This window comes from Enterobacter cloacae complex sp. OE43NF, assembly GCF_023544405.1.
In the GTDB taxonomy this organism is placed as follows: Bacteria; Pseudomonadota; Gammaproteobacteria; order Enterobacterales; family Enterobacteriaceae; genus Enterobacter; species Enterobacter cloacae.
Map to the genome: position 1 here is coordinate 1 of NZ_JAMJFW010000074.1, position 12,516 is coordinate 12,516.

The 12,516-nt window shown below is 53.3% G+C and carries 14 protein-coding genes, 1 pseudogene and 1 other annotated feature; of the genes and pseudogenes, 10 read left to right on the forward strand and 5 right to left on the reverse strand.

Annotation, left to right across the window (positions count from 1 at the left end):
• Window positions 1-342: 342 nt before the first annotated feature.
• Both M8370_RS21740 and rnm read right to left on the reverse strand, forming a co-directional pair.
• On the reverse strand, window positions 343-963 hold the full coding sequence (locus M8370_RS21740; protein ID WP_013096362.1) for an L-threonylcarbamoyladenylate synthase: 621 nt from the start codon (window positions 961-963) through the stop codon (window positions 343-345).
• A complete protein-coding gene (rnm, locus tag M8370_RS21745) occupies window positions 960-1,841 on the reverse strand; it encodes an RNase RNM (protein ID WP_013096361.1) in 882 nt (293 codons plus the stop codon). Before rnm ends, M8370_RS21740 begins: the two co-directional genes overlap by 4 nt.
• A 139-nt stretch (window positions 1,842-1,980) precedes the next feature.
• Between rnm and trpL the strand changes: the two genes are divergently transcribed.
• From trpL to M8370_RS21775, 7 genes are all read left to right on the forward strand, one after another.
• Window positions 1,981-2,025 (forward strand): trp operon leader peptide, encoded by a 45-nt coding sequence (trpL, locus tag M8370_RS23695; RefSeq protein ID WP_106993556.1) that lies wholly within the window; start codon window positions 1,981-1,983, stop codon window positions 2,023-2,025.
• Window positions 2,002-2,095: a sequence feature (Trp leader region), on the forward strand. (Overlaps the previous gene by 24 nt.)
• A 25-nt stretch (window positions 2,096-2,120) precedes the next feature.
• Window positions 2,121-3,683 (forward strand): anthranilate synthase component 1, encoded by a 1,563-nt coding sequence (locus M8370_RS21750; RefSeq protein WP_029883574.1) that lies wholly within the window; start codon window positions 2,121-2,123, stop codon window positions 3,681-3,683.
• Window positions 3,683-5,278 carry a bifunctional anthranilate synthase glutamate amidotransferase component TrpG/anthranilate phosphoribosyltransferase TrpD gene (gene trpD / locus M8370_RS21755; RefSeq protein ID WP_250021717.1) on the forward strand — a complete coding sequence of 532 codons (1,596 nt, stop codon included), beginning with the start codon at window positions 3,683-3,685 and terminating at the stop codon, window positions 5,276-5,278. Before M8370_RS21750 ends, trpD begins: the two co-directional genes overlap by 1 nt.
• A 3-nt stretch (window positions 5,279-5,281) precedes the next feature.
• Window positions 5,282-6,640: a bifunctional indole-3-glycerol-phosphate synthase TrpC/phosphoribosylanthranilate isomerase TrpF gene (gene trpCF / locus M8370_RS21760; protein WP_250021718.1), complete on the forward strand. Its 1,359-nt coding sequence runs from the start codon at window positions 5,282-5,284 to the stop codon at window positions 6,638-6,640.
• A gap of 10 nt (window positions 6,641-6,650) precedes the next feature.
• On the forward strand, window positions 6,651-7,844 hold the full coding sequence (trpB, locus tag M8370_RS21765; RefSeq protein ID WP_013096356.1) for a tryptophan synthase subunit beta: 1,194 nt from the start codon (window positions 6,651-6,653) through the stop codon (window positions 7,842-7,844).
• A complete protein-coding gene (trpA, locus tag M8370_RS21770) occupies window positions 7,844-8,653 on the forward strand; it encodes a tryptophan synthase subunit alpha (protein ID WP_020690931.1) in 810 nt (269 codons plus the stop codon). The genes trpB and trpA overlap by 1 nt, the downstream gene beginning before the upstream one ends.
• Before the next feature lie 582 nt (window positions 8,654-9,235).
• Complete coding sequence (locus tag M8370_RS21775; protein WP_250021719.1) at window positions 9,236-9,832, forward strand: Rha family transcriptional regulator; 597 nt, start codon at window positions 9,236-9,238, stop codon at window positions 9,830-9,832.
• Between the two features lie 10 nt (window positions 9,833-9,842).
• Here the strand turns inward: M8370_RS21775 and M8370_RS21780 are convergent.
• Window positions 9,843-10,118 (reverse strand): annotated as a pseudogene (locus M8370_RS21780) (helix-turn-helix domain-containing protein); the annotation flags it as partial.
• Window positions 10,119-10,420: 302 nt separating this feature from the next.
• On the opposite strand from M8370_RS21780, the gene M8370_RS21785 reads away from it, so the two are divergent.
• A complete protein-coding gene (locus M8370_RS21785; protein WP_013096351.1) occupies window positions 10,421-10,660 on the forward strand; it encodes a DinI family protein in 240 nt (79 codons plus the stop codon).
• Window positions 10,661-10,746: 86 nt separating this feature from the next.
• On the opposite strand, the gene M8370_RS21790 is transcribed toward M8370_RS21785, so the two are convergent.
• The gene (locus tag M8370_RS21790) at window positions 10,747-11,172 is read right to left on the reverse strand and encodes a site-specific integrase (protein ID WP_123906383.1); all 426 of its coding nucleotides are present in this window, start codon (window positions 11,170-11,172) and stop codon (window positions 10,747-10,749) included.
• 226 nt (window positions 11,173-11,398) lie between these two features.
• Here M8370_RS21790 and M8370_RS23700 point away from each other — a divergent pair, with 226 nt between their 5' ends.
• Window positions 11,399-11,506 carry a YnaM/YnfT family protein gene (locus tag M8370_RS23700; protein WP_350223618.1) on the forward strand — a complete coding sequence of 36 codons (108 nt, stop codon included), beginning with the start codon at window positions 11,399-11,401 and terminating at the stop codon, window positions 11,504-11,506.
• Here the strand turns inward: M8370_RS23700 and M8370_RS21795 are convergent.
• The gene (locus M8370_RS21795; protein WP_219274544.1) at window positions 11,503-12,078 is read right to left on the reverse strand and encodes a recombinase family protein; all 576 of its coding nucleotides are present in this window, start codon (window positions 12,076-12,078) and stop codon (window positions 11,503-11,505) included. The two genes, M8370_RS23700 and M8370_RS21795, sit on opposite strands and share 4 nt — an antisense overlap.
• A gap of 169 nt (window positions 12,079-12,247) precedes the next feature.
• Between M8370_RS21795 and M8370_RS21800 the strand changes: the two genes are divergently transcribed.
• Window positions 12,248-12,516: hypothetical protein (locus M8370_RS21800; protein WP_250021720.1), on the forward strand; the 269-nt coding region annotated here is incomplete at its 3' end.

Genomic DNA, 12,516 nt, shown 5'->3' on the forward strand with positions numbered 1-12,516 from the left:
CACCCTTGATTCATTAGGATTAATCTTAGGTTAACCAGGGTGCATATAATGCGCAACTAACAGATTTTGGAAATGAGAAGTCATAAACCCTCGGTAATGATATCCAGTAAAGACATGTACCAAGGAAGACATTAACAGCAGGGAAAGGTGTACATACATGATGAGTGTCGCGATGTGGCTAATGGCTGTCACACAAGCTGGTAACAACCATTAACCGAAAATATTAAATCATTGATTATAAATGATTTAATATTTATCTTGTGCGCCTTCACAGGCGTCGAATCAGGTCAAACCAGGGCTATGCCCTGATTTGATGGCCGCGTAGTATAGCTGCTTACACCTTTACAAGAAAGGCTTAACATCGCCCACGCCTTCGCGAATCACTTCCGGTGCATCTTCCGTTAAGTCGACAACCGTGGTCGGCTGCTGACCGAGGTAACCGCCATGAATAATCAACTCAACTACCTTTTCCAGACGGTCTTTGATCTCTTCCGGATCGGACTCGGTGAATTCACTGCCGGGCAGCATCAGCGAGGTTGAGAGCATCGGCTCACCCAGCGTTTCCAGCAAGGCCTGGGCAATCGGGTTAGACGGCACACGCATCCCGATGGTTTTGCGCTTTTCCTGTAACAGACGGCGCGGAACCTCTTTCGTCCCTTTCAGGATGAAGGTGTAGTTGCCCGGCGTGTTATTTTTAATCAGACGAAATGCCACGTTATCGACATAAGCATAGGTCGATAGCTCAGAGAGATCCCGGCACATCAGGGTAAAGTTGTGACCGTCCGGCAACTGGCGAATACGGCAAATACGCTCCATCGCCGCTTTATCTTCAATCTTACAGCCCAGCGCATAACCCGAATCCGTCGGGTAGACGATAACGCCCCCTTTACGCACGATCTCCACGGCCTGATTGATCAGGCGCGGCTGCGGATTATCCGGATGAATATAGAAAAACTGACTCATACTTCCCTCTCTTCAAGTTGCTGTGGCTGTTCCCAGAGCTGCCAGACAGGCTCAACGCCTGCGGGTAACCAAAGCTTGCGTCCCAGTTCTATCCACGCACAGGGCTGATGAAAATCTGAGCCTTGTGACGCCAGCAAACCAAACTGGCGGGCGTAGGTCGCAAGCTGCGAACGCTCGTTGGGCGCCTGCTGACACTGGGCGACTTCCATCGCCTCGCCACCGCATTCGGCAAAATGCGCCAGCAGTCTTTTCAGCCATTTAGCAGAAAGATTATACCGCCCCGGATGGGCCAGCACGGCCTTACCGCCAGAATGATGAATCACATCAATAGCTTGTTTTATTGTACACCACTGTGGCGGAACATATCCGGTTTTCCCGCGAGCCAGATAGCGTTTAAAGACATCCGCTATCGTTGTGGCCTTGCCGGCCTCAACCAGAAAACGGGCAAAATGACCGCGCGTTACCGCGCCCCCGTTTGCCAGCCTTTGTGCCCCCTCCAGTGCGCCCGGAATATGCGCCTTTTCCAGACGTTCAGCGATCATTTCTGCGCGCTGGTTGCGGCGCGTTTTTTGTTCTTGCAAAAACGCACACATTACCGGATGGTCTATATCAATGTTCAGGCCAACAATATGGATTTCGTGATTCTCCCAGACGGTCGATATCTCGACGCCAGGAACCAGTTTGAGTGCCAGACCACTGCGGGCAATCTCGGCGCGCGCGGCTGGAATGGCATCGGTTGTATCGTGATCGGTTATGGCCAGCGTGCCAACCCGCATTTCAACGGCACGATGCACCAACGCTTCGGGCGTTAGCAGACCATCGGAGGCCTGGGTATGGCTGTGTAAATCATAAATTACGGCGTAGGTGGTATCGCTCAAAGCACTTCCCGTCACAGGTTAGAGACATCTTAAAAGCCCATGATACCGACTTGCCACGAAATTCTGAAATCAAGGGTTGACAACACGCCATCGAACTAGTTAACTAGTACGCAAGTTCACACGAGAAAGGTATCTGAAAATGACTGCACATTTCACTCTGCACGGTTGGTGGCGCACTTCCTGATTCCCGGGCAGTGTCACACGTCTGCGTACAGCAAACAGATACCCGCCCGCTCATCAGCGGGCTTTTTTTTGAACAGAATAAATGAGAACAACATAATGCAAACAGCCAAACCACACCTCGAATTGCTGACCAGCGAGGCGGCCTATCGCCACAACCCAACCGCGCTGTTTCATCAGGTCTGCGGTGCGCGTCCAGCCACGTTGTTACTGGAATCCGCCGATATTGACAGCAAAGACGATCTCAAGAGCCTGCTGTTGGTGGACAGCGCGCTGCGCATTACGGCGCTAGGTGACACTGTCACCATCAAAGCGTTATCGGATAACGGTGCGGCTCTGCTGCCGTTACTGGATGCGAGCCTGCCTGCTGGTATCGAAAATGAACACCATCCTGAAATGCGCGTTCTGCACTTCCCGCCGGTGAGCCAACTGCTGGACGAAGACGCACGCCTGTGCTCTCTTTCCGTTTTTGATGCCTTCCGTCTGCTGCAAAATCTGGTCACCGTGCCGGAAGATGAACGCGAAGCAATGTTCTTTGGCGGGCTGTTTGCTTACGACCTGGTGGCCGGGTTCGAAGATTTACCGGACATTGAACAGGGTAACCGCTGCCCCGACTACTGCTTCTACCTGGCCGAAACCTTACTGGTGATCGACCACCAGAAAAAAAACACCCGTATTCAGGCAAGCCTCTTCACGCCATCCGCGACAGAGAAAAAACGCCTTGAGCAGCGTATTGAGCAGTTGCAGCAACAAATGACCGAAGCGCCGCCTGCGCTGCCTGTACATCGTGTCGAGAAAATGACCTGTGAGGTTAATCAGAGCGACGATCAGTACGGTGCCGTGGTTCGCCAGATGCAAAAAGCGATTCGCGCCGGAGAAATTTTCCAGGTTGTTCCTTCCCGTCGTTTCTCTCTGCCCTGCCCGTCGCCGCTCGCGGCCTATGACGTGCTGAAAAAGAGCAACCCAAGCCCGTACATGTTCTTTATGCAGGACAACGATTTCACCCTGTTTGGCGCATCCCCTGAAAGTTCACTGAAATATGACGCCACCAGCCGCCAGATTGAGATCTACCCGATTGCCGGAACCCGTCCACGCGGCCGTCGAGCCGATGGCTCGCTGGATCGCGATCTCGACAGCCGCATTGAGCTGGAAATGCGTACCGACCATAAAGAGCTCTCCGAGCATCTGATGCTGGTTGATCTGGCCCGTAACGACCTGGCGCGCATTTGTACCCCTGGCAGCCGCTACGTGGCGGACTTAACCAAGGTCGACCGCTACTCGTTTGTTATGCATCTGGTATCCCGCGTGGTGGGCGAACTGCGCAGCGACCTCGACGTGCTTCACGCCTACCGCGCCTGTATGAACATGGGCACGCTGAGCGGCGCGCCGAAAGTTCGCGCCATGCAGCTGATCGCGGCGGCTGAAGGGCGCCGTCGCGGCAGTTACGGTGGTGCAGTGGGCTACTTCACCGCCCACGGCGATCTGGATACCTGCATTGTGATCCGCTCCGCCTACGTTGAGGACGGTATCGCTACCGTGCAGGCAGGCGCAGGGATTGTTCTGGATTCTGTTCCGCAGTCTGAAGCTGACGAAACCCGCAGTAAAGCCCGCGCGGTATTGCGCGCCATTGCTACCGCACATCACGCACAGGAGATTTTCTGATGGCTGACATTCTGCTGCTCGATAACATCGACTCTTTTACCTATAACCTGGCAGATCAGCTGCGTGCGAATGGTCACAACGTCGTTATCTATCGTAACCATGTTCCGGCACAGACGCTGATAGACCGTCTGGCAACCATGCAAAACCCGGTGCTGATGCTCTCTCCTGGCCCAGGTGCCCCCAGTGAAGCGGGCTGTATGCCGGAGCTGCTGACCCGTATGCGCGGTAAACTGCCGATTATCGGTATCTGTCTGGGTCACCAGGCGATTGTGGAAGCCTATGGCGGCTACGTGGGTCAGGCAGGTGAGATCTTGCATGGCAAGGCCTCCAGCATTGAACATGACGGCCAGTCGATGTTTACCGGCCTGCCAAATCCGCTGCCGGTTGCGCGCTATCACTCCCTGGTGGGCAGCAACATCCCGGCCGGGCTGACCATTAACGCCTCGTTTGAAGGGATGGTGATGGCCGTGCGCCACGATGCGGATCGCGTCTGCGGCATGCAGTTCCATCCGGAGTCGATTCTCACGACCCATGGCGCGCGACTGCTGGAGCAGACGCTGGACTGGGCGTTGCAGAAACTGGAGCAGACCAACACGCTGCAACCGATTCTGGAAAAGCTGTATCAGGCGCAGACCCTGAGCCAGCAGGAGAGCCACCAGCTCTTTTCTGCCGTGGTTCGCGGTGAGCTGAAACCTGAACAGCTGGCGGCCGCACTGGTAAGCATGAAAGTGCGCGGCGAAAGCCCGCAAGAAATCGCCGGTGCCGCCACGGCCCTGCTGGAAAATGCCGCCCCCTTCCCGCGCCCGGATTATCAGTTTGCGGATATCGTCGGCACCGGGGGTGATGGCAGCAATAGCATCAATATCTCCACCGCCAGTGCCTTCGTGGCCGCGGCGTGTGGCCTGAAGGTGGCGAAACACGGTAACCGCAGCGTCTCCAGCCGCTCGGGCTCGTCCGATTTGCTGGCTGCCTTCGGCATTAACCTGGATATGAACGCCGAACGCTCCCGTGAAGCGCTGGACGATCTGGGCGTCTGCTTCCTGTTTGCGCCGAAGTATCACACCGGTTTCCGCCATGCGATGCCGGTTCGTCAGCAACTCAAAACACGCACGCTGTTTAACGTACTGGGGCCGCTGATCAACCCGGCGCACCCGCCGCTGGCGCTGATTGGTGTTTACAGCCCGGAACTGGTTCTGCCAATTGCCGAAACCCTGCGCGTGCTCGGTTATCAGCGTGCGGCAGTGGTTCACAGCGGGGGAATGGATGAAGTGTCCCTTCACGCGCCAACTCTCGTTGCGGAACTGCGCAATGGCGAAATCCTGAGCTACCAGCTGGAAGCCGCCGACTTTGGTTTAACGCCGTATCATCAGGAGGCGCTGGCAGGCGGCACGCCGGAAGAAAACCGTGACATTCTCACGCGCTTATTACAAGGTAAGGGAGAGGTCGCCCATGAGGCAGCCGTGGCAGCCAACGTGGCCATGCTGATGCGATTGCACGGCGAAGAGGATCTCAAAGCCAACGCACAAAAAGTTCTGGACGTACTGCGCTCTGGTGCAGCTTACGATCGCGTTACCGCACTTGCGGCAAGAGGGTAAAGAATGCAGACCGTTTTAGCGAAAATCGTTGCCGATAAGGCCATCTGGGTGGAAGCCCGCAAAGCGCAGCAGCCGCTTGCCAGTTTTCAGAACGACGTCGTCCCAAGCAGCCGTCGTTTCTATGATGCCCTGCAGGGCTCGCGCACCGCATTTATTCTTGAGTGCAAAAAAGCCTCCCCGTCGAAAGGCGTTATCCGTGAGGATTTCGATCCGGCGCGTATTGCCGGCATTTATAAGCATCATGCGTCGGCGATCTCTGTGCTGACGGATGAGAAATATTTCCAGGGCAGCTTCGATTTTCTGCCTGTTGTCAGCAGCATCGCGCCGCAACCGATTCTGTGCAAAGACTTTATTATCGACCCGTATCAGATCTGGCTGGCGCGTTTTTACCAGGCTGACGCCTGCCTGCTGATGCTCTCGGTGCTCGACGACGAGCAGTATCGCCAGCTGGCTGCGGTGGCGCACAGCCTCAACATGGGCGTGCTGACCGAGGTGAGCAACGAAGAAGAGCTGGAGCGTGCCATTGCACTGCAGGCGAAAGTGGTCGGGATTAACAACCGCGATCTGCGCGATCTGTCAATTGACCTGAATCGTACGCGTCAGCTGGCACCGCGTCTGGGCTCTGGCGTGACCGTTATCAGTGAATCCGGGATCAACAGCTACGCCCAGGTGCGTGAGCTGAGTCACTTTGCCAACGGTTTCCTGATTGGCTCTGCGATGATGGCACATGACGATCTCAATGCCGCAGTGCGTCGCGTGCTGTTGGGTGAAAACAAAGTGTGCGGCTTAACCCGCGAACAGGATGCCCAGGCCGCCTATGAGGCGGGGGCTATTTACGGCGGGTTGATCTTTGTGGACTCCTCACCGCGTGCGGTGAGCGATGAACAGGCACGCAAGGTGATAGCGGCAGCCCCACTCAGCTATGTGGGCGTCTTCCGTAACGCTGATATCGCGGACGTTACGGCAAAAGCCGAAGCGTTATCACTGAGTGCAGTACAACTGCACGGTGATGAAGATCAGGCATACATCGATGCCCTGCGTGCCGGGCTGGCTCCTCAGGTTCAGATCTGGAAAGCGCAGAGCGTGGGCAGCACCCTGCCAGCACGTAACCTGAATCATGTTGATAAATACGTGCTCGATAACGGCCAGGGCGGTACAGGCCAGCGTTTTGACTGGTCACTGCTGAACGGCGAAGCGCTGGACAATGTCCTGCTGGCGGGTGGACTTAGCCCGGATAACTGTGTGGAAGCAGCCAAAACCGGCTGCGCGGGCCTCGATTTCAATTCAGGCGTAGAGTCGCAACCGGGCATCAAAGATGCCAGTAAGCTGGCCTCGGTATTTAAAACTCTGCGTGCATATTAAGGAAGAAAAAATGACGACATTACTTAATCCGTATTTTGGTGAGTTCGGCGGGATGTACGTTCCGCAGATCCTGATGCCCGCACTGCGCCAGCTGGAAGAAGCGTTTGTGAGCGCACAGAAAGATCCAGCGTTTCAGGCTGAATTTACCGACCTGCTGAAAAACTACGCGGGCCGTCCAACAGCGCTGACCAAATGCCGTAACCTGACAGCCGGCACCAAAACCACGCTGTACCTCAAGCGTGAAGACCTGCTGCACGGCGGCGCGCATAAAACCAACCAGGTGTTAGGACAGGCACTGCTGGCAAAACGGATGGGCAAAACCGAGATCATCGCCGAAACCGGCGCGGGTCAGCACGGCGTGGCATCAGCACTGGCCAGCGCCCTCCTCGGCCTGAAATGCCGTATCTATATGGGGGCGAAAGACGTTGAGCGTCAGTCTCCGAACGTATTCCGTATGCGTCTGATGGGCGCAGAAGTGATCCCAGTCCACAGTGGTTCTGCCACGCTGAAAGATGCCTGTAACGAAGCGCTGCGCGACTGGTCTGGTAGCTATGAAACCGCGCACTACATGCTCGGCACAGCCGCTGGTCCGCACCCGTTCCCGACTATCGTGCGTGAATTCCAGCGCATGATTGGCGAAGAGACCAAAGCGCAGATCCTTGAAAAAGAAGGCCGTCTGCCGGACGCGGTGATTGCCTGTGTGGGCGGGGGATCAAACGCCATCGGGATGTTCGCTGATTTTATCGACGAAACCCGTGTTGGCCTGATCGGCGTGGAGCCAGCGGGTCACGGGATTGAAACCGGTGAGCACGGCGCTCCGCTGAAACATGGCCGCGTGGGGATCTACTTCGGCATGAAAGCGCCGATGATGCAGACCGATGAAGGTCAGATTGAAGAGTCGTACTCCATCTCTGCCGGTCTGGATTTCCCGTCCGTCGGGCCACAGCATGCGTTCCTGAACAGCACCGGACGCGCGGACTACGTCTCCATCACCGATGACGAAGCGCTGGAAGCGTTTAAGACGCTGTGCCGCAGCGAAGGGATCATCCCGGCACTGGAGTCCTCGCATGCTCTGGCGCATGCGCTGAAAATGATGAAAGAAAACCCGGAAAAAGAGCAACTGCTGGTCGTTAACCTTTCCGGTCGCGGTGATAAAGATATCTTCACCGTTCACGATATTCTGAAAGCACGAGGGGAAATCTGATGGAACGCTACGATAACGCATTTGCACAACTGAAATCCCGCCAGGAAGGCGCGTTCGTTCCCTTCGTAACCCTGGGCGATCCGGGCCCGGAACAGTCGCTAAAAATTATCGACGCCCTGATTGAAGCCGGTGCCGATGCGCTGGAGCTGGGGATCCCGTTCTCTGACCCTCTGGCGGATGGCCCGACCATTCAGAACGCCACTCTGCGTGCCTTTGCCGCGGGCGTCACCCCAACGCAGTGTTTTGAGATGCTTGCCGCGATCCGTCAGAAGCACCCGACCATTCCGATTGGCCTGCTGATGTATGCCAACCTGGTCTTTAACCGCGGAATCGACGAATTTTATGCCGAGTGCGCGCGGGTCGGCGTTGACTCCGTGCTGGTGGCCGACGTCCCGGTTGAAGAATCTGCACCGTTCCGCCAGGCTGCTATGCGTCATAACGTGGCGCCGATTTTCATCTGCCCGCCAAACGCCGATGACGAACTGCTGCGCCAGATTGCCTCTTACGGCCGTGGTTACACCTACCTGCTCTCCCGCGCGGGCGTGACGGGTGCTGAAAACAAAGCCGCGCTGCCGCTGCATCATCTGGTTGAAAAACTGGCTGAATACCACGCAGCACCTCCGCTGCAGGGATTCGGCATTTCATCCCCGGATCAGGTTACGGCGGCAATTGACGCAAAAGCGGCAGGCGCGATCTCCGGCTCTGCTATCGTCAAAATCATTGAGAAGAACGTGGACAAACCCGAGCAGATGCTGGCTGAACTCAAAGCATTTGTTACGGCGATGAAAGCCGCAACGCGTAAAGCCTGATCCTTCCACCGTCTGGCGACTCAGCCAGACGGTCTTCCTCTTATATTCCCGCTATCACTTAAGCGTTACGCCAAAATTGATCCCATCGATATTTTCGGCGTGAATGGCTTTTCAAACCTTGCCGTAAGCGTATGATTTGGTCTCTTTTCGGCTTTAAACCTTCTGAGTTCAAAGAAAAACGAAAAACACAGATTCCTCTTTTGATTCAAATAGATAACCACATATTTTAGCGTATTTTTTAATGCATTTTACGTCGTGCGAACGCAAGCATTTTCATGCACTTACGCCTGAGTTTTGGAGAAGGATTTTTTGACCGACGTTGACATAAAAATGTTTTTTTCTCATACTCGCCCTGCACCAGCAAAATCTGGTGCCGGGATTGGTCTCCCGGATGAAAAAGGCGACAACTGACGCGCCAGCGTCTTTTTTTGTCGTTTGCATTGCCACACCTTCGCATTATGGTGGGTTGGCGGGGGCGCTTCGGCGCGCCGGTTCCTTTTTCCCGGTAAGACCAACTCCGTCAGCTCACCACCCTTGATTGGTCTCAAAGGTGGTGATAATCCGAAGAAGAAGGAATATCCCATGAACACAGCGATCGCTAGTTCCACCGAAGCCCCGAAAGTTTTTACCAAAGATGGCCGCCTGGTCACCAGCTCCCAATCCATCGCTGACTATTTCGATAAGCAGCATAAAGATGTTCTTCGCAAAATTGACATGCTGGATTGTTCGCCTGAATTTACATCAGCGAACTTTTACGCCGATGTTCAAACTGTCGAAGTCGGTAACGGTGCTGAACGTGAATCACGCTGCTACCTGATCACCAAAGACGGCTTTATGTTTTTGGTAATGGGTTTCACCGGAAAGAAAGCAGCCAGACTTAAGGAGGCATATATCGCCAAGTTTAACGCGATGGAAGCCGAACTGCATAAGAGAGCCCCAGCAGCATCTCGCCAGGGTAATTACGCAGTAATCACCTACTTCGAAAATGGCCTGCCCGTGGCCTGTCACCCTCTTATGCCTGGCGAAGTGATTATGAATCCCGATTCATGCCTGGAACATGTGATCCGTTCCGGCTATGTGGTAATGCCTTGCGATGAAGCGGAAAAATTCACTCTCGGAGAGATACAGAAAATGATCGCCATAGCACGGCGAGCACGTGATCGCTGGATACAACCGTAAAAATCACAAATCAGCCCGCCATTTCACACGGTGGGCTGCTTTTTCTCCGATTTATCCCCACCGGAAATTTTTTATAAAGCGTGCACACGGCCACATCATAAATTATTGCCACCTGTTTTCTGTCCACGCCGTTCGCAATCAGTCGGCCCGCCTGGTCCCATTGTTCCTGGGTAAGCTTTGGACGCCTGCCGCCGATTCGACCTTTCTCACGAGCTGCAGCCAAACCTGCCCGGGTGCGCTCCACAATCAACTCCCTCTCCATTTCCGCCAGGGCTGACATAATATGAACTCATAATTTTTAAAATCGATAAAGATCGTCCAGGAGCGCATAAAACAAGGGATGAGCGAGATCGAGACAAAACATGATTAACGAACTTTAACGCACTTTACCATGCACTTTTGCCCCATCCATGCCCCAAAGCTTTTTTAAGCCAACCTCAGACACCATCGGCTCTGCAGGTCACATCGACAATAATTATTCACGCAGAAATACCCTCAAAATTTAAAAACAAAGGGCTCACGCCTTGACAGACAAATCCTCCACAGCAAAAATACTGTATATCCAAACAGTAGATAATGGAGCGCATTATGTTTGTTGAACTGGTTTACGATAAGCGAAACGTTGAAGGCTTGGAGGGAGCCAGGGAGATTATCCTGGCCGAGTTGACGAAACGAGTGCACCAGATTTTCCCTGATGCTGAAGTGAGGGTGAAGCCGATGCAGGCGAACGGCTTGAATAGCGATGCCAGCAAAAGCGATCGGGAAAAGCTGAACCGCATGCTGGAGGAAATGTTTGAAGACGCAAATATGTGGCTGGTGAATGATTAGCAAAGCCCGTGTTCGCTTCGTGCATACCTTCAACTACGCAGACATGCACCACTACCCATCGTACTTTTCCGATATTGAACGGCACTTCATCTTAGTGGCGTTAAATAATAAGCACTTTTACTACTCACTGTTTTTGCGGTCACTCCAATAGATGCCCTTTTCAGTGCCGCATTAAATGCAACTAACGTTACCGGTCTTGGAGTTGTCTTGGTACGATGTGAATGGCTCTGAAACAAAAACACATCTTCAGGATACTTCTCCCTGCGGGAGTGGAGAATTCTTTTAACTCCTGGCTTAAGAGCAATGCATCTTTCCCTCAGTCCTTTTGTGGCTGAAAGAACAAGAATATCATGGCTCACATCATCAAACTTTGCCCCAAGAAGCTGTCCGGGCTTAGCCTGACTCAGATACAACATTGCCCAGAGATCTGACCATGTATCAGAAATATTCTCAAGATTCCGCTTGATAGCAATAAATTCAACTACGGTAAGCCCCCACACATCTCTCATCATTCCTTTCAGTAGATCCTCTTGTTACATGAAGCTTATGTACAAACAGAATCTTCATGGTTGTAACATTCAATATTCGAATTACCGAACAGTGCCCAGCAACCGTAGCTCATTTTTACATATGGCTGTCCGAAACATCAAACATCCTGCTCTCATACTAAGAATTTTTTGTTCTGAACGTTTGCAGTTCCGTATTGTCTAAATGAAAAGTTCATAAAAAAGGTTCAACATGGCAACGTTTATAATCGCAAGTACCGTAGTTGTTGCTCTTGGCTTGATAGTATTGAGCCTGATCAAAATTGGCATAAGCACATCGAATAACCCGGATGAATTTTAATGTGTTGAAGTTCGTGTAACGTCTTTATTTACTGGGAATTTTTTATATAGAGTACAAACGGCCACATCGTAAATGATCGCCACCTGCTTCCGATCCACTCCGTTTGCGATCAACCTGCCAGCCTGAGCCCATTGCTCAGGTGTCAATTTTGGCCGCCTCCCACCGATTCGCCCTTTCTCACGGGCTGCGGCCAACCCAGCCCGAGTGCGCTCCACTATCAACTCCCTCTCCATTTCAGCCAGAGCTGACATGATATGAAAAATAAAGCGTCCCATTGGGCTGGATGTATCGATGCTATCTGTGAGGCTTTTAAAGTGGATGCCGCGCTGCCGGAGTTCGTCCACCAGCAGTACAAGGTTCCGCATGCTTCGCCCAAGGCGATCGAGCTTCCACACCACCAGCGTATCTCCCTCTTTCAGCGTCTTAAGAAGCTTTTTCAGCGCTGGCCGGTTAGCCACTGTTCCGCTCATTTTTTCTTCGAAAATTTGTTCACATCCTGCGCGTTCGAGCGCTTGCCGCTGAAGATCCGTATTTTGGTCATTTGTTGACACCCTTACATAGCCAATTTGCATATTTTTCACCCAATTATTTCTGCAAAAAAATCAGGTGAAGTTATCGGCCAGGCCGCTCAAGAGCAATCTATAAAACGTCGGTTTAGGAACATCGGCCACAAAGGATACTGGCACCTCTAATGGCAATGTCATTCAGGTTGGTGGTTTTGGCATCGGCGCTGATTCGTCTTTGGCTTCTCAACTGGCAAGCCTGACCGATGGTTATCGTGCCGGGCTTTATCGTATGCGCGGTGATGGAGCTCCGCCGTCAACCATCGGTGCACCTGTTGGAAGTGGAAACTCTATTATCGGTTTGGTCTCTGTTCCTGTTTATTCAACGGCCGGTTTTGGTCTCGCCTTTAACCGGGATAATTTATGGACAGGTGTATTTGATCCAGCAAATCCCAGCGGGGCGACGTGGAAAAAATGGTGGGGTGAGTCAAACACCACCGTTGACAC

Coding starts and splice junctions, on each gene's coding strand:
- M8370_RS21785 (WP_013096351.1), top strand. CDS start 10,421: ATGTTTGTTGAACTGGTTTACGATAAGCGAAACGTTGAAGGCTTGGAG.
- M8370_RS21795 (WP_219274544.1), bottom strand. CDS start 12,078: ATGCAAATTGGCTATGTAAGGGTGTCAACAAATGACCAAAATACGGAT.
- M8370_RS21775 (WP_250021719.1), top strand. CDS start 9,236: ATGAACACAGCGATCGCTAGTTCCACCGAAGCCCCGAAAGTTTTTACC.
- trpA (WP_020690931.1), top strand. CDS start 7,844: ATGGAACGCTACGATAACGCATTTGCACAACTGAAATCCCGCCAGGAA.
- trpCF (WP_250021718.1), top strand. CDS start 5,282: ATGCAGACCGTTTTAGCGAAAATCGTTGCCGATAAGGCCATCTGGGTG.
- trpD (WP_250021717.1), top strand. CDS start 3,683: ATGGCTGACATTCTGCTGCTCGATAACATCGACTCTTTTACCTATAAC.
- trpB (WP_013096356.1), top strand. CDS start 6,651: ATGACGACATTACTTAATCCGTATTTTGGTGAGTTCGGCGGGATGTAC.
- M8370_RS23700 (WP_350223618.1), top strand. CDS start 11,399: ATGGCAACGTTTATAATCGCAAGTACCGTAGTTGTTGCTCTTGGCTTG.
- M8370_RS21750 (WP_029883574.1), top strand. CDS start 2,121: ATGCAAACAGCCAAACCACACCTCGAATTGCTGACCAGCGAGGCGGCC.
- M8370_RS21740 (WP_013096362.1), bottom strand. CDS start 963: ATGAGTCAGTTTTTCTATATTCATCCGGATAATCCGCAGCCGCGCCTG.
- M8370_RS21790 (WP_123906383.1), bottom strand. CDS start 11,172: ATGATGAGAGATGTGTGGGGGCTTACCGTAGTTGAATTTATTGCTATC.